The 16,180-nt window shown below is 49.2% G+C and carries 16 protein-coding genes and 1 other RNA gene; 12 read left to right on the forward strand and 5 right to left on the reverse strand.

All coding sequences use genetic code 11. From position 1 onward, the window contains the following. The first annotated feature begins 2 nt into the window (after window positions 1-2). From HMPREF0044_RS02650 to HMPREF0044_RS02660, 3 genes are read left to right on the forward strand one after another with little or no spacing between them, the layout of a single operon-like run. Window positions 3-1,082, forward strand: a complete 1,080-nt coding sequence (locus HMPREF0044_RS02650) for a peptidoglycan-binding domain-containing protein (protein WP_006546560.1) — start codon at window positions 3-5, stop codon at window positions 1,080-1,082. Continuing rightward, window positions 1,063-1,716 carry an ABC transporter ATP-binding protein gene (locus HMPREF0044_RS02655; RefSeq protein ID WP_006546561.1) on the forward strand — a complete coding sequence of 218 codons (654 nt, stop codon included), beginning with the start codon at window positions 1,063-1,065 and terminating at the stop codon, window positions 1,714-1,716. Before HMPREF0044_RS02650 ends, HMPREF0044_RS02655 begins: the two co-directional genes overlap by 20 nt. Beyond that, on the forward strand, window positions 1,713-2,804 hold the full coding sequence (locus HMPREF0044_RS02660; protein ID WP_006546562.1) for an ABC transporter permease: 1,092 nt from the start codon (window positions 1,713-1,715) through the stop codon (window positions 2,802-2,804). The genes HMPREF0044_RS02655 and HMPREF0044_RS02660 overlap by 4 nt, the downstream gene beginning before the upstream one ends. A 189-nt stretch (window positions 2,805-2,993) precedes the next feature. On the opposite strand, the gene ssrA is transcribed toward HMPREF0044_RS02660, so the two are convergent. Further along, window positions 2,994-3,361: a transfer-messenger RNA gene (gene ssrA, locus HMPREF0044_RS08060) on the reverse strand. Window positions 3,362-3,506: 145 nt separating this feature from the next. Here ssrA and HMPREF0044_RS02665 point away from each other — a divergent pair. From HMPREF0044_RS02665 to galE, 6 genes are all read left to right on the forward strand, one after another. Then, window positions 3,507-4,523, forward strand: coding sequence for an adenylate/guanylate cyclase domain-containing protein (locus tag HMPREF0044_RS02665; protein WP_006546563.1), 1,017 nt, complete (start codon window positions 3,507-3,509; stop codon window positions 4,521-4,523). 69 nt (window positions 4,524-4,592) lie between these two features. Continuing rightward, complete coding sequence (locus HMPREF0044_RS02670) at window positions 4,593-5,273, forward strand: response regulator transcription factor (RefSeq protein ID WP_006546564.1); 681 nt, start codon at window positions 4,593-4,595, stop codon at window positions 5,271-5,273. A 24-nt stretch (window positions 5,274-5,297) separates the two neighbouring features. Then, window positions 5,298-6,602 (forward strand): ATP-binding protein, encoded by a 1,305-nt coding sequence (locus HMPREF0044_RS02675; protein ID WP_006546565.1) that lies wholly within the window; start codon window positions 5,298-5,300, stop codon window positions 6,600-6,602. 58 nt (window positions 6,603-6,660) lie between these two features. Further along, the gene (locus HMPREF0044_RS02680; RefSeq protein ID WP_006546566.1) at window positions 6,661-7,782 is read left to right on the forward strand and encodes a 5-(carboxyamino)imidazole ribonucleotide synthase; all 1,122 of its coding nucleotides are present in this window, start codon (window positions 6,661-6,663) and stop codon (window positions 7,780-7,782) included. Window positions 7,783-7,800: 18 nt separating this feature from the next. Next, window positions 7,801-8,304 (forward strand): 5-(carboxyamino)imidazole ribonucleotide mutase, encoded by a 504-nt coding sequence (purE, locus tag HMPREF0044_RS02685; protein WP_006546567.1) that lies wholly within the window; start codon window positions 7,801-7,803, stop codon window positions 8,302-8,304. 71 nt (window positions 8,305-8,375) lie between these two features. Next, a complete protein-coding gene (gene galE, locus HMPREF0044_RS02690) occupies window positions 8,376-9,362 on the forward strand; it encodes a UDP-glucose 4-epimerase GalE (RefSeq protein ID WP_006546568.1) in 987 nt (328 codons plus the stop codon). Window positions 9,363-9,416: 54 nt separating this feature from the next. Here galE and HMPREF0044_RS08275 read toward each other — a convergent pair whose 3' ends face one another. From HMPREF0044_RS08275 to HMPREF0044_RS02710, 4 genes are read right to left on the reverse strand one after another with little or no spacing between them, the layout of a single operon-like run. Next, window positions 9,417-10,862 (reverse strand): LCP family protein, encoded by a 1,446-nt coding sequence (locus tag HMPREF0044_RS08275; protein ID WP_006546569.1) that lies wholly within the window; start codon window positions 10,860-10,862, stop codon window positions 9,417-9,419. Then, window positions 10,859-12,145, reverse strand: a complete 1,287-nt coding sequence (locus tag HMPREF0044_RS02700; RefSeq protein WP_006546570.1) for an LCP family protein — start codon at window positions 12,143-12,145, stop codon at window positions 10,859-10,861. Before HMPREF0044_RS02700 ends, HMPREF0044_RS08275 begins: the two co-directional genes overlap by 4 nt. A gap of 26 nt (window positions 12,146-12,171) precedes the next feature. Then, window positions 12,172-12,537 carry a DUF2304 domain-containing protein gene (locus tag HMPREF0044_RS02705; protein ID WP_006546571.1) on the reverse strand — a complete coding sequence of 122 codons (366 nt, stop codon included), beginning with the start codon at window positions 12,535-12,537 and terminating at the stop codon, window positions 12,172-12,174. 10 nt (window positions 12,538-12,547) lie between these two features. Continuing rightward, window positions 12,548-13,249: a glycosyltransferase family 2 protein gene (locus HMPREF0044_RS02710; RefSeq protein ID WP_006546572.1), complete on the reverse strand. Its 702-nt coding sequence runs from the start codon at window positions 13,247-13,249 to the stop codon at window positions 12,548-12,550. 155 nt (window positions 13,250-13,404) lie between these two features. Here HMPREF0044_RS02710 and HMPREF0044_RS02715 point away from each other — a divergent pair, with 155 nt between their 5' ends. From HMPREF0044_RS02715 to HMPREF0044_RS02725, 3 genes are read left to right on the forward strand one after another with little or no spacing between them, the layout of a single operon-like run. Then, entirely contained in the window at window positions 13,405-14,007 is a 603-nt protein-coding gene (locus HMPREF0044_RS02715; RefSeq protein WP_040312750.1) for an acyltransferase, read from the forward strand. Then, a complete protein-coding gene (locus HMPREF0044_RS02720) occupies window positions 14,007-15,110 on the forward strand; it encodes a DegT/DnrJ/EryC1/StrS family aminotransferase (protein ID WP_006546574.1) in 1,104 nt (367 codons plus the stop codon). The genes HMPREF0044_RS02715 and HMPREF0044_RS02720 overlap by 1 nt, the downstream gene beginning before the upstream one ends. Beyond that, a complete protein-coding gene (locus tag HMPREF0044_RS02725; protein ID WP_006546575.1) occupies window positions 15,110-16,096 on the forward strand; it encodes a Gfo/Idh/MocA family protein in 987 nt (328 codons plus the stop codon). The genes HMPREF0044_RS02720 and HMPREF0044_RS02725 overlap by 1 nt, the downstream gene beginning before the upstream one ends. Window positions 16,097-16,180 lie beyond the last annotated feature (84 nt).

Consider the following 16,180-nt stretch of genomic DNA (forward strand, 5'->3'; position numbering starts at 1 on the left):
ATATGCTTGCGAAACTAGGTCTAGTTACGAAAATCATTGCAAGTGTCCTGGCAATAGCAGTAACTTTCGCATTGGGTTTTTGGGCTGCAAAACAAACGCAGCTTGTGAATGAAGCTGATACGTCTTCAACTGAAGCAACCACAGTAGAAGCTAAGTCAGGAATGTTGCAACGCGAATACACATTCGGGATGACGATTGAAACCCCACTTACCTCGGTAGGATCAAACCTGACACCAGGAATCGTTACTGAAGTAGGAGACACCCAGGTAAAACCGGGTAGCGTTGTATATCGGGTCAATAACCAGCCCGTCTATGGTGTACAAAGTGAGGTGCCATTTTGGAGAGAGCTTTTGCCTGGCATAAGTGGGATGGACGTGACAGCTTTTCAGAAAATGTTGAAAGCCACTGGATACTATAAAGCAGAGCCAACCGGTAGGTTCGATAATCAGACTCTATTCGCCTGGCGCGTCTTGCAAAAAGCTAATCAAGGAGAAAACTTAGAGAGCGTTCCATTAGGAATGCTGGTAGCTTTTCCAGTTTTGCCAACTACAGTTGAACATACTGACAGTCTTAGTAAAGGAAAACAGCTTGCCGGTGGAGAAGATTTACTACGGGTGCCTGCAGGAAATCGACAGTATTACTTGAGCTTAGCGAAAGAACAACTTGAATTTGCTCCCATCGGGGCGAATGTGACAGTCTCAGTCAACGGTAACGTGCTAAGCGGAGTGGTTACACAAAACGAGCCTGATACAAATGCAACGACAACTAAAATTCTGGTTGCGCAAGCAAATGGAAAAGAGCTTTGTGACCCAAAATGTCACCAGCTTCCAGTCGTTAGTAAGCAAAATTACTTAGCTAAAGTTAGTCCCAGCGCGCCTGTTGAAGGAATTATCATTCCTCTTGCTACGATTCGTACCAATGCACAAAATGAAACGTACGTAATTGATAACAACCAACAAAAACACCCCGTTGAAATTCTTGGCACTAACCAAGGCTTAGCTGCGGTTAAAGGGATTCCAGTAGGCACAGTTTTGAAACTTACGCTAGAAAAAGGCAACGAAAATGGTGTTGGCAGTAAATGATTTACATTTCCGCTACACCCCGCAAGGACAAACTTTTTTTAATGGACTAAGCCATACTTTTGCACTTGGAGCAGTCACAGCCATTACAGGTCCTTCAGGATGCGGCAAATCTACACTCCTTTATATTCTTGGGTTAATGCTAAAACCAACTAAAGGTGAAGTGTTGCTTGATGGGGTCAGAGTATCTGCACAGAGCCCTAATCAGAAAGCAGAAATCCGTGCTGCTAAACTGGGTTTCGTATTCCAAGATGCTGTGTTGAATCCCTATCGAACTATTCTTGATTCCGTGATCGAACCAGCACTTTACGGAGGGAAAAGTCGCGTCGAGGCTAAATCAAAAGCGCTAGAGCTATTGGAGCTTACAAAAGTTGACTACAGATACACTCACCGTCCAAATGAGATTTCTGGAGGACAAGCTCAGCGTGTTGCAGTCGCAAGAGCTTTAATAAATGACCCGCAAGTAATCTTGGCAGATGAACCTACCGGGAACCTCGATACAGAAAATACGCAGTTGATTATGGAGCTTCTTAAAAATCAAGCTTCCACTGGGCGCACTGTTATAGTTATCACCCACGACGAAAGAGTCGTACGAAGTGCTGACTATGTGCTTGAGCTAAGGGCAGAAGAACAATGAAACCTAAAGAACTTCTGCGAGAGATTGCAATCAGCACTCTGGTAATGCGCACCTCGTCAATACTCATTCTGGGTATTACTTTACTTGTAACAATCGCATCACTTATCACCGTGGGGCGGGCTGCCGCGGCGAATGCAACTATCGAACAGCGTTTACAAGCAAGTGCCGCCCGCACGATTTTGGTAACAGACAAGCAACAATTTCAGTACCTAGCTCCGCAAGTCATAGAAGCAATTAGTAGCTTTTCGAATGTACAGCGAGTCTATGGCACGGGAATTTTAAAAGATGGAGTCAATCTGTCGATCGGTATAGATGGAGAAACCACTACTACGGTCAGAGTAAATGCAGATTTTGCTGAAGAATTTGAGCTTATTAGTGGACGCTGGCCACGTGTTGGAGAAGCTCTCATTACCAAAGAAGGGTTAGCAGACTTGCACTTAGACGCAGCCACCGGAGCTGTGTTAATTCCTCTTGATAAAACAGAAGCTCCACTTGTTGGGGTTTATCGACCTAAAGCCGATGAAGAAGTAATAGCTGAGGTAGTTATTAAAACACCAGAGAATGAAGCTATGCAGGTTGCGAGGGTAATCACTACGGATTTTAGAGAGAACCCGGAAGTAATTAATTTGATTCGCCTTACCCTGGGGGTACATGCTCCTGAGAATATCAACATTCAACCTCCAGTAACTTTAGCCGAACTTACCCAGAGCATTGCTGAAGATATACGTCAATACAACGCGAGTGTGCTTTATAGCGTATTAGCGTTCGGAGCATTGATTTCTGCGCTAATCGTATTTGCAGATGCCTTGGCGAAGCGTGCTGATTTGGGGAGGCGGTTGGCATTGGGGGCAACCCGCCAAGTAATAGTGTTCTATACGATTGGCAGGGTGGTTGCTCCTACGATTCTAGGTATTTTCATAGGTGTATTAGGTGGATATATTCTTACTAGTTACTGGGGGCAGGTTCCACCTGTGAGCTTTACTTTGGCTTTGGTGTACTTAGTCTTGTTAACAATGGTGCTAGCTTCTTTACCAGGGGCAGTCTGGGCTTCCCGGCAGGATCCAGTACGTATCCTGCGACTCCCTTAATATTTCTAAACTAATTCATAACTATGAGGCAGTGTAACTTAGTGCGAATGAGTGTTAGGAGGATACTCGGATACTTGTCTCCTACCCACTCCCCTTGAAATACGGTACTTTTACGCGCTTAGGCAAAAGCTCCTCCAATAAAATATAAAATCCCACTCACGTGAAAATGTTTCAACGTGAGTGGGTAGATTGTGGAGATGGCGGGAATTGAACCCGCGTCCAACGACCAACCCCGAGGGCTTCTCCGTGCGCAGTCTGCGGAGTATTTCTCAGCCCCTGACTATGCGCAGACCCAATGTCAGTAGGCTCAGTTAGCTAAAGTGTCGAATGCCGGCCACTAACAAACCGGAAATCCAGTGGCTCTTAAGGTTGCGCCAGGGTCCAAGCTAAGAGCATCACTTGGTCTGACGGACCGTCTTGCGCAATCAGGCTGCAAGAACGAGGTCGGTGCGATTCTGTTCGGCACCTAATTTTTGAATACTTGGTTTACGAGATCAGTAAACATCCTCGGCACGCTTCTCCACGATCGTAAATCGCTGTCGAAACCGATCATCCCCTATTTAGTTTTCAGTACTGCCTCAAAACAGGCAGTTAAGCTAGTTTACCGGGAATTCTGCTGAAAATCAACAGATGCCTTACTTAACTATGACCTAACTTACTAATTGAGTGGAATCTAGGTCATAAAAAGCCTAAATTAGATTTGTGATTGAATCGGAAAGTAATGTGAACTCTACGGTAGCGGCTTACCGTAAAACCCTGTTGGGCGGGGAACCTTCGTTAACTATTGCTGATTTGGCGTATCGCACGGGAACTCCTATTGAGCGAGTTAATTCTTATTGGGTGGCGATGGGTTTTACTCCGGTGGCTGAGGATGTGCCGACTTTTACGGAGATGGATTTAGAGGCTTATCAGACTTGGTCTTCGTTGATTGATTCCGGGAAGATCGATTTAAATACGGGGCTTTCTTTTGTGCGGGCGCAGTCGCATATTGCGGACCGGTTGGTGTTGTGGCAGACGGAGGCGCTGGTTGATGATGTGTCTCGTCGGTTTAATTTGGATGACACTACGGCGCGGATTACTACTTTGGATCGTTTCCGTGATTTTTTGCCTTTCCTTGAGTCAGAGATGATTTATACGTGGAAGCGCCAGTTGGAGGCGTTGATTTCGCGGATTGATATGGAAGTTTCACATCGGGGTCAGGTGGGGGCGACTGGTAAGTTCCCGTTGATGCGTACTTTTGGTTTTGTGGATATGGTTTCTTATACTTCCAGTTCTACGCATTTAACTGAGATTGATTTGATTGATTTGATTAACCGGTTTGAGAATATTTGCCGGGAGGCGATTCCTTCTGCGGGTGGCCGTGTGGTGAAGATGATTGGTGACGCGGTGTTTTATATTGCGGATGATTTACCAACGGGCTTGCGGGTGGTTACGGAGTTGATTGAGAAGTTGACTTCGGATAAGAATTTGTTGCCGGTGCGGGCGTCTGTGGTGCAGGGGGCGGTTTTTTCGCGTTCTGGCGACGTTTTTGGTCCGACGGTGAATTTGGCTTCGCGGCTTACGGATGTGGCTCCGGTGGGGCAGATTTTGACGGATTCGGAGACGGCGAGCCGGATTATTTCTGGCGAGGGTGGTGTGTCTTATGTTGCTGAGCCGGTGAAGGAAGCTGATTTACGTGGGGTTGGTAAGGTAATGCCGTTCCGCGTGTATAAGCGTTAGTTATGTAAAACGTCTAACTTTATTGTGTAAATAGTAAGTAAAGTTTTTGTTTTGGCGTATCCTAGATACGTGACTACCGTAATTTTAGTTGAAGATGATTCAGCGATTGCCGAGCCTCTTGCCCGCGCACTCTCTCGCGAAGGTTATGACGTTCGTTCGCATGACACTGGGGCAGCTGCCTTAACTGAAGTTGAAGCAGCTGACCTGTTCATTCTTGATTTAGGTTTGCCAGATATGGATGGGCTTGACGTTGCCCGTCACGTTCGTAAACTCGGTAAGACTACTCCAATCTTGATCCTTACTGCGAGAGCAGATGAGATTGACATGGTAGTTGGTCTGGACGCGGGGGCGGATGACTACGTCACTAAACCATTCCGTTTGGCTGAATTGTTAGCACGCGTCCGGGCGTTGCTTCGTCGTATCGGTAGTGAAGAACCAGAAGAAGATCTGGTAGCACAGGATGTGCGTGTTTCTGTTACTGCACACCGTGCTTTCGTGAATGAACGCGAGTTGCAGCTTACTGCTAAAGAGTTTGATTTGCTGCGTGTCTTGGTGCGTGAGGCTGGAAACGTAGTTGAACGTGACTTACTGATGCGTGAGGTTTGGGGTTCTGACCCAACTGGTTCCACTAAGACTTTGGATATGCATGTTTCTTGGCTTCGTCGTAAGCTCGGTGACGATGCAGCTCATCCTCACTACATCACCACTGTGCGCGGTATGGGCTTCCGCTTTGAAAAAGAACGGGCTTAATAGTTGCGCCAGCGCGTAATCAAAATGATTATCACCGCGGTTACAATCTCGGTGCTAATCCTCGGCATCCCCTCGATTATTCTCGGGGGGATACTTGTATGGAAATCAGAACAGCTTGCTTTAGAAAATTATGCGGCAACGATTTCCACTACGGTAGAACGCCGTATTGACACTGGTGAGCCCATCAATACGGAAACTCTTTTAGGATGGTTGCAACCGGAGCATTTGAACTTTGAAGTACAGCGTTTAACTGTGCGTGCGCCAGGCACCCAGGTGCTGACGGTTGGGGCTCCGGTTAGCGACCCGCAACTGAGTTCTATTTCTATCGGTCCTTCCGGCACAGTTGTGATTGCTGAGGCCTCTGCTTGGAAAGCAATCATGCGCGTGGGGGCTTTAATCGGCGCGATGTTTATTGGTATTCTACTGTCCCTGCTGGTTGGTGTGTGGCTAGCTATGAAGGGTTCTCGACGGATCTCAGCTCCGCTTATCTATTTGGCAGCGCAAGCTGAACAGCTTGGCTCAGTGCAGGTGCGGGCAACTGTGCGCCCTTGTGGTATTGAAGAAATTGACCTTGTGCAAGAAGAGCTGGTACGCACCGGTGAACGCATGGCTGGACGTCTGGCTGCTGAACGCCAATTTGCTGCCAACGCTTCCCACCAGTTGCGCACTCCACTAACTGCACTTTCTATGCGTTTGGAAGAAATCGAACTTTTCTCAAAAGAACCTGAAGTGCAAGATGAAGCCCGTATTTGCTTAGAGCAGGTTGAAAGGCTTACACAGGTTATTCAAGATTTACTGAATACTTCTAAAGGCCAGGCTGCGAACGCTGAAGCCCTGCATATTTTGGAAATCTTTAACCAGCAGCGTGAGGAATGGGAAGAGAGCTTCCGGAAACAAAAACGCGAACTCAAATTCATTGACGAAGCAGCTCAACCGGTATTGGCAGACCGTTCGATTTTGGCGCAGGTTTTAGCGACCTTGATTGAAAACTCACTTCGCTACGGGGCGGGAACTACCACTGTCGCTTGTCGTCGAGGCACTTCCAGCCGAGGCGTCGTGCTTGTAGTGATTGACGAGGGTATTGGGGTACCTGCTGAGATTGAGAATCGAATTTTCGAAAAAGGGGTTTCTGGACATGGATCCTCTGGGATTGGTCTGCCACTAGCAAAAGACCTGGTGCAGGCAATCGGAGGGCGTATTGAACTTACCCAGGCTCGCCCAGCTGAGTTCACTGTTTCTTTAGCTGCGCTACCAACCAGTTTGGATCCAGACTTAGTGATTCCCAAGGGCGCAGTGGTCTCAGTAAGCCGTCGTCGCCGTCGCTTCTAACCATTCCACAACCTGGCTACCGTACCAAAATGGGTACGCTACTGGTTAAAGTGGAACTATGAGCCGTGTAGTAGCAGTAATTGGTGGGGGACAGCTAGCCCGCATGATGGCTCCACCTGCCACCAACTTAAACATCACTTTGAAAGCCCTGGTAGAAGGGCCTTTAACCTCTGCTTCTAAAGCTATTCCCGCGTCTTTCGTAGCACGCCCCGGTGACTTAGATGCTGTGAAATACCTGGTTGAAGGTGCCGACGTACTTACCTTTGAACATGAGCATATCCCCGCAGAGGTACTGGCTGAGATGGAACAGACTCTGCCAGTGTACCCAAAGCCACAGGCCCTGCTTTACGCCCAGGACAAGCTGGAAATGCGTGCCAAGTTAGAAGAAATCGGGGTGCCGGTACCACGTTGGACAAAAGCTACTATGGAAGCTGAAGTTGAGGCTTTCGGTAACGCAGTCGGCTGGCCAATTATTGTGAAAACTCCGCGTGGTGGCTATGACGGTAAAGGCGTGAAAGTAACTCACACAGCTGCGGAAGTAAGCGACTGGCTGGCGGATTCTGCACTGATTTTAGAAGAGAAGGTTCCTTTCGTACGGGAACTTTCTCAGCTGGTAGCACGTTCTGCAACGGGAGAGTTCAAAGCCTGGCCACTGGTAGCTAGTATCCAAAAGGACGGGGTTTGCTGGCAGGTGATTGCTCCTGCTCCGCAACTTGCATCTGGCGTAGATACAGAGTCTCAGGCAGCTTGGATTGCGCAGACTATTGCTGAGAAACTTGACGTTACTGGGGTTTTAGCGGTAGAGCTTTTTGAAACGGCTGATGGAAAGCTCTATGTGAACGAGCTTGCAATGCGCCCTCATAATAGTGGTCACTGGACCCAAGATGGCTGTGAAACCAGCCAGTTTGAGCAGCATTTGCGTGCCGTTTTAGGTTTGCCATTGGGAGAGACGAAACTTCGGCCGGGAGTTTGGGTAATGCAGAACCTACTGGGTACTAACTATCGAGAGGCTGATGAAGCCTTGCCACAAGTACTGCAGGAAATCCCCGAAGCTAAAGTACATATTTACGGCAAAGATGTACGCCCTGGTCGTAAACTCGGCCATATTAACGTCGGTGCGGCGACGGTTGCAGAAGCACAGCGTAAGGCCGCGCGGGCGGCAGAGATTCTTTTCGGCTGAAAGTATGAGGAACTGGAAATGGCTAAAGTCGGTATCGTTATGGGCTCTGACTCTGACTGGCGCGTAATGCATGAAGTTGGGGAAGCCTTGGACGAGTTCGGTATTGAGTACGTGGTGGGGGTTGTTTCTGCACACCGCATGCCTGAAGAGATGATTGCTTATGGCAAGACTGCGCATGAAAAGGGTATTGGTGTGATTGTCGCCGGTGCTGGTGGAGCAGCGCATCTGCCAGGTATGCTGGCAGCGGTTACTCCGCTACCAGTGATCGGTGTACCTGTCCCACTTAAATACTTAGATGGTATGGATTCTTTGCTTTCTATTGTGCAGATGCCAGCTGGTGTTCCGGTGGCTACGGTTTCTATTGGTGGAGCGCGCAATGCGGGCTTGTTGGCAGCGCGTATTTTGGGGGCTTCCGAGGGCGTTGAAGCAGAACGTATTCGAAAGCAAATGTTGGAATTTCAAGCTGACCTGAAGCGTATCGCCCAGGAAAAAGGCGAGCGTCTCAAGGAAAACTTGAATTAACATCTGAAGTTTTTCAGATTTTGTTTCTGAAAGTAGTTGGAAGACTAAGCAGATAGCGGTAGGCTAAAACCATGAGCATTATGGTTATTGGCGGCGCTGGTTACATTGGCGCCCACGTTGTACGTTTACTACAGGAACGCAACGACGAAGTCCTAGTTGTAGACGACCTTTCATACGGTACCAGCGACCGTATTGGGGAATCCCCACTGCTGGTTTGTGACGTAGCACAGACTGACTCTGTTGAAATCCTCGCTAATGCGATGCGTGAGCATGGAGTTACTGCGGTAATTCACTTCGCTGCTCGTAAGCAGGTTGGCGAATCCGTGATGAAGCCAGCTTGGTACTACCAGCAGAATATCGGTGGCTTGGCTAACGTTATGCTGGCCATGGAAATTGCGGGCGTAAACCAGATGATTTTCTCTTCCTCTGCAGCTGTTTACGGTATGCCACCGGTTGAAGTAGTTTCTGAAGATATTGAGAAGCACCCAATTAACCCATACGGTGAAACCAAGCTTATCGGTGAATGGATGATGGCTGACTGCGAACGCGCTTGGGGATTACGCTGGGTAGGTTTGCGTTACTTCAATGTTGCTGGTTCCGGATGGGATGACTTGGGTGACCCTGCAACTTTGAACTTGATTCCAATGATTTTTGACCGCTTGGCAAAAGGTGAGAATCCAAAGATTTTCGGTACGGATTACCCAACTCCTGATGGTACTTGTATCCGTGACTACATTCACGTACACGACTTGGCAGTAGCCCATATTGCCGCTTTGGATAAGTTGGCTTCCGGTGAAGAAATGAAGTATCACCAGTACAACGTTGGTACCGGTAAGGGAACTTCGGTGAAGGAAATCGTTGACGCAGTGCGTAAGTCATCTGGTGTTGATTTCGTAGCCGATGAGGAAGACCGTCGTGCAGGAGACCCGCCACAGCTGATTGGTGATGCTACTCGTATCCAGGAAGATCTGGGTTGGGAAGCTAAGTTCGGGGTAGCCGAAATCGTTGATTCTGCTTGGAGTGCTTGGCAGGCTGGTCCTCGCCGTATTGAACTCTGAGTTTTAGGGTAATAAAGTGTGGTGTGCAGTCATTTGACTGCACACCACACTTTATTACTGTCCTTGCCAGAAATCAGTTTTGGTGAGGGTTCCGGCAGCTAGTTTACGGAAGAACTCAGGAGCCGCTTCTGGGTCGAGTAGGACTGCTGAACCCGCATAAGTTGAGTAGTCTAGGCTGGCAATCGGCGGTACTCCGGTTAAACCTGAGTTGGAAGCCTCACGGAAATACATTCCCAGGTAGGCCACGTCTAAGGCACTGGTGTCGTTATCGACGGTTAGTGCACTGGAACCAACTGAAACGACTTTGCGTAGTTGTGATGGGGAAGTGAAAGTCTCTTTAGAGATAACCTTATCCGCCACATTTGCAACTACCTGACGTTGTCGTTTAGCTCGCCCAATATCGCCTTCTGGGTCAGCGTAGCGCATACGTGCGAAAGCCAGCGCGGTTTTGCCGTCTACTGTGTGGCAACCGGCAGTCCATTCTAGTGTTGAGTAGGGGTCAGATACATCGTAGTCCAGGCAGAGCGGTACGCCACCTACAGAATCAACGACTTTAGTAACACCGTCCATGCCGACTTCTACGTAGTTGTCGATGGTGAGACCAGTTAGTTCTTCAACGGTGGAAACCAAGAGTTCTGGCCCGCCTAATGAGTAGGCTGCGTTGAGTTTTTCTTCCCCGTAGCCAGGAATATTCACGAAGGTGTCACGAGGGAGGGAAACCATGGCTACCTGCCCGTTATCGGCCTTATGAACCAGCATAATGGTGTCTGAGCGACGGCCCTCAGTTTCATCTTGGAAGAAAGAGTCTTCGCGCGAGTCTGAACCTGCTAGCAGGTAGGTAGTTCCGGGAGTATTTGCAGCTCCTGATAACGCGGCGGTGTGTTTTAAAGAATCATCAGCTAGGTTCCACAGTGAGTAGATCCAAGCACTTAGACCTAGGAACATGGCAAGTACCACCACAGTTGAACCAAGGAAGACTTTCTTTAACTTGCCGGGTTTCTTTCGAGCTGGTGGGTGGGTGTTTCCAACTGTAACTGCTGGTTTAGCTGGTGGATTAACGCTTTCGCGCCCTCGGGGAATAAATGCTGGGGGCTGACGACGGGGAGCGCCTGCTGATTTGGTTTGCTGCGCGGGGCGCGCTCCTGTGCGACGCACAGCAGTTGAACTCTGCGCAACTGGTGTTGAGGAAGTGAGGCTACGGCGTTCTACTACGGGACGGTGTTCAGCCTCGGTGTTGCGTCGGGTACGGGAATGGGTTGGCTGGAATGAAGGTGGGGGAGTTGTCCGCTCAGTTGGATGCTGAGTGCGTTGGTTTTCAGCGGGCTGGTGGGAAACACGTTTGCGGGTTGGGTCGCGTTTGATTTCTGGGCGTGGACGCAGTTCCCGAGGACGCTGTGAAGAACTCTTTGCATCGGCGGAAGGTAAATTTTCAGAACGTCCATTAACCGTAGGACGTCGCCGTGGATTCTGCGGTGGAATACTTGGGGGAAGGTTAGTCACTGTCCTTCACCACCAGTTTCAGTCTGGGCCGGATCACCCGGAGTGTGTTCTCCTTCGTTGCTGTCTTCTGGATTAGGGTTATCTGGATCTGGAATGGTGAAAACCTGTCCGGCGAGGTCACGAACTTCCGTGCCTGGAGGGAATGGTTTGTCTTCTCGCAGTGCTTCCCAAACTAAGTCAGCTTGTTCGGTGGGGACTACGCGGTTTGGGTCAACTGGGGATTGTCCCCATGGCATGGTTGCAAACTGAATCCCCGAGTTTGGAATAGAGCTGAGAGAGTATGCCAAACCAGTTGAAGTAGAAATAGAAGACAGAGATGGGGAAACTCTCAATGCCTTCAAGGTTTCTTTAGAAAAAGAATAGAGCTTCGGGAAATCTGCCAGAATATTCTTACTCTTTACAGTATCCAGGATTCGTCCAATTAACTGTTGTTGGCGTCCTACACGACCAATATCGCCAGATGGATCATCAGGTAGAGAACGGGTACGTGCGAAGGCAATTGCTTGATAACCGTTGAGAGTATGGCAACCTGCCGGGATATCCAGAGCAGATTTAGGGTCATACAGGTCAGTTTCGAAACACATTTCGACTCCACCTAAGGAATCGATGATGGATTTAAAACCGCTGAAGTCTACCATCGCAAATTCGTCAATGGTGAGGCCGGTGAGTTCTTCCATTGTTGCCTGCACACAGGCGATACCGGGAGCCAGGTTTTCAGGATCGCCTTCGGCTCCGATGCTTAAAGCCCAGTTGAACTGACCGTACTGTGGCTCGGTGAGGCTGCCGTCTTTGAGCTTGCAGGATGGAATATTGACTAGGCTGTCACGCGGAATTGAGATGACTTGAATATGCTTACGGTCTGCAGAGATATGCAACAACATATTTGTGTCATTCAGCAGGCCCTCTGGTTCGCCGAAGAGATCATTAATTTCGCCGTGACGAGAGTCAATGCCTAACAACATGATATTTAAAGCACGCCCAGTGTAATCATCAACGGGTTCAACTTTTTTCTTTACAAAGTCATCGATTGAGACAGTACTTTGGCTGAACTGGTTGTTTAAATCGTGGAGGAAAAGACCTGCTGCCGTACCACCGTAAAATAGGGCACCTACTAAACCGGACGCCAGGTAACGGCGGAGTCGTTTAGTCCCGGGGAGTTTTTCGGCATGGCGGATGCGGGGGAAGAGCTCAATACGTAAACGCTTAGGAAGTTTCCGGCCGGTGAAACGACCATGATACCGGTCTAGCCATCGCGGCTGAGTTGTAGGAGTCTTCTCTTTCATCTCACGCTCTTTAGAAAATTTTTAACTTAGTCTTCCGTCTTATGCTGTACGTCGCTGAGGGCGATTGTACGTGCTAGTTTAGTTAGCTTACGCTCCGTAGCTGAGTCTTTCCTGTATGCGGTAGCCAGGCTAGAGAAGAAAGCAATAGTCAACCCGTAGAGCAGCAGGTCAGCACCACGTCCGATACCCAGGTATTGGGCTACGTAGGTAACGATCTGCGGGAAGACAGCGGTTACAGCAGCAACACCGATGAAGAAGAGCATTCCTAAGCGTCGTATTGCTAAGTGGGAGGCAGACTTAACTGGGCGAATAATGCCATAAGCCAGTAGTGCCAGGGAGAGGACTAGCAGAGTTTTAATTAGCCACTGAGAACCAGTAAAAAGTAAAAACATTATTCGATCCTCACTTCATGATTAGCTCAGTTAGGATGTTTACGGAATTCCAGAGAGATTGTCCCTTGGAACGAGAGTAGTCTGTGTAAATAATGTGGACGGGGATTTCTTTCCACTTCAAACCGGTTTTTAGAAGCTGATTAACGAGTTCAGAGGCATGTGCCATCCGGTTTTGGCGAATTTCGATTTTTTCTGCAGCATCGCGACGCAACAGACGCAGACCATTGTGGGCGTCGGTTAATTGGTGACCCGTGCGCAAGCGGGTAATGGTTGCAACGGTTTGCAAAATAAATTTCTTGAGGGCGCCAGTCTCAGCTTTTCCTTCTAAGAAACGAGAACCTAAAATGAAGCCTAAATCATCAGCTTCAGCAGCAGCAATCATAGCCAACGCGTCCTCAACCCGGTGTTGACCATCAGAGTCAAAAGTAATCAGATATTTAGCGTCAGTCTGCTGTAACACGTAGGAAATGCCGGTCTGTAAAGCAGCTCCCTGACCCAAATTAATAGGGTGGGTAGCTAGGTAAGCTCCGGCTTTCAGCGCTTCCTGACCAGAGTTATCTGCGGAACCGTCATCAACACAAATAATATTAGGGAAAGTCTTACGGACTTCTTTCAGCACGTCGTAAACGACTTTTCCTTCGTTGTATAACGGAATAACTAGCCAAGTTTTAGCTGCTAATTCAGTCATTTCAGAGTTTGCGCATTTCTCCATAATTATTATTTTCGCTGAAAAGTCCCAGGTTTGAATAGTTCTCGTGGGTTAGAGTTTTGTTTGAGGTTTATATCACGGAGTCGCGCCTTGTATATATGCGCCGATTCCAGAGAGTAAACTAGGGGTAATTGAAAGCGAAAGCTAAAGGAGAGCAAATGCCTCGTATTGTTGACAGCGCTGATGTTTCGCCTAATGTAAAAATCGGTGAAGGTAGTTCCGTTTGGCACCTGGCTCAGGTACGCGAAGAAGCCGAACTGGGTGAAAACTGTATTGTGGGCCGCGGAGCTTACATCGGCACCGGCGTAAAGATGGGGGATAACTGTAAAGTCCAGAACTACGCCCTCGTCTATGAACCAGCAGTGCTCGAAGACGGCGTTTTCATTGGTCCAGCAGTGGTGCTCACTAACGACCACTATCCACGCGCTATTAATGCTGACGGTACCCTGAAATCCGCACACGACTGGCAGCCAGTTGGCGTAACCATTCGAAAAGGCGCGGCTATCGGTGCTCGTTCGGTTTGCGTGGCACCAGTAATCATTGGCGCCTGGGCGACTGTGGCCGCAGGTGCAGTCGTAACTAAAGATGTGCCAGATTTTGCGCTGGTTGCGGGAGTTCCCGCGCGTCGTATCGGCTGGGTAGGGCACTCAGGTGTGAAACTAGAAGCTGTAGAAGGCTCTGAAAACCGATTCGCTTGCCCAGTTAGCGGTCGAATCTACGAACAAATCAGTGAAACCGAACTGAAAGAGGTTGAACAGTAATGACCCGTGAATTTATTCCTGCAGCAAAGCCACTCATCGGCGAAGAAGAAGTTGAAGCAGTAACTGCAGTCCTGCGCTCCGGCATGGTTGCACAGGGCCCACAGGTAAAGGCCTTCGAAGAAGAATTCTCCGCTCAGATGGCTCCTGGCACCCACTCTATCGCAGTAAACTCCGGTACCTCCGCACTGCACATTGGTCTGCTGGCATCCGGCATCGGTGCCGGTGACGAAGTCATCGTTCCATCCTTCACCTTCGCAGCAACTGGTAACTCCGTAGGTCTATCCGGTGCAACCCCAGTTTTCGCTGACATTGAACTTGACCACTTCTGCCTGGATCCAGAATCCGTAGAAGCAGCAATCACCCCAAAGACCAAGGCAATTATGCCAGTACACCTGTACGGTCACCCAGCAAATATGACTGCACTGCGTGAAATCGCAGACCGTCACGGACTGATGCTGTTCGAAGACGCTGCACAGGCACATGGTGCCTCACTTAACGGTGAAATGGTTGGTACCTTCGGTACTTTCGCAGCTTTCTCCTTCTACCCAACTAAGAACATGACCGCTGGCGAAGGCGGTATGATCACCACCGGTGACGCAATTGTGGCACGTAATTGCCAGCTGTACCGCAACCAGGGTATGGAAATCCGCTACCAGAACGAAGTAGTTGGCTTGAACAACCGTATGACTGACATCCACGCAGCTATTGGTCGCGTACAGTTGACCAAGGTCGGTGCATGGACTGAAACCCGTCAGGCAAACGCAAAGTTCCTGGATGAAAATCTAGAAGGCGTAATCGTTCCACCAGTAGCTGAAGGTGCAACCCACGTCTACCACCAGTACACCATTCGTGTTGTAGATACTGACCGTGATCGCTTCATGAAGGCTCTGCACGACGAATACCAGGTTGGTTCCGGCGTTTACTACCCAATTCCAAACCACCGTCTGCCATCCCTGGAACACTTTGCACCAGGCTTGGACCTGCCAGTAACCGAAGTTGCTGCTAAGCAGGTAGTTTCCCTACCAGTTCACCCAGCGCTGTCCCAGGCTGACCTGGAACGCGTAGTTGAAGCAGTTAACGCATGTGCTAAGGCAGGTGCCTGATGGCTGACTTGCGCGTTGGCGTTCTGGGCATTGGTTCTATGGGCCGTCACCACGTTCGTAACGTGCGTGAAACTGAAGGTCTGGAACTTGTAGCTGTAGCTGACCCAGGTGGCGATAAATTCGGTGTAGCTGGTGATCTGGAAGTTCTCCCAGACGTAGAATCTATGATTGCTGCTGGCATTGATGCTGCAGTAGTTGCAGTGCCAACTGTCTATCACGTAGATGCCGCTCTGAAGCTCGCAGAAGCAGGCGTACACACCATGGTAGAAAAGCCTTTGGCAGCTACTTTGGAACAGGGTACTGCGATGGTTGAAGCTTTCGAAGCCGCCGGCGTAATCGGCGCAGTTGGCTATGTAGAACGCTGTAACCCAGCTCTGCTGGAAATGCGTCGCCTGATTGCTGAAGGTTTCCTCGGTGAAGTCTACCAGGTAGTAACTCGCCGACAGTCTCCATTCCCAGCACGCATTTCCGATGTTGGCGTAGTAAAGGACTTAGCAACCCACGATGTCGATTTGGCAGCTTGGGTAGCTGGCTCTGAATACGACTCCATTTACGCACAGACCACTTTCCGATCTGGTCGTGAATTTGAAGACATGGTGACCGCTTCCGGTCGTTTCAAGAACGGTGTTCTGGTAAACCACCTGGTTAACTGGCTAACTCCTTTCAAGGAACGCATGACTGTAGTAACCGGTGAACGTGGCGCACTGGTAGCCGACACTGCAATGAGCGACCTGACTTTCTACGCAAACGGCACCTTCCCAGTGGAATGGGATCAGATTGCTGCTTTCCGCGGTGTTTCTGAAGGTGAAGTAAAGCGTTTTGCGTTGGTTAAGCGTGAACCACTGCGCGTAGAACACGAACACTTCCGTGACGCGATTTTGGGTGTAGGTTCCGAACACGTTTCCATGCGTGAGGGCCTGCAAACCATGCACGTGATTGAAGGCATGCTGGAATCGGCAAAGACCGGACAGTCCGTTAAGTTCTGATTAACTTAACCTGCTTTTCTCGAGGGCGAGCTATCACAGCTCGCCCTCGGAAAATTAACGCCACATAAAACGAAACCAACTGGA

Origin of the sequence: Gleimia coleocanis DSM 15436, assembly GCF_000159015.1 — a bacterium.
Lineage (GTDB): Bacteria > Actinomycetota > Actinomycetes > Actinomycetales > Actinomycetaceae > Gleimia > Gleimia coleocanis.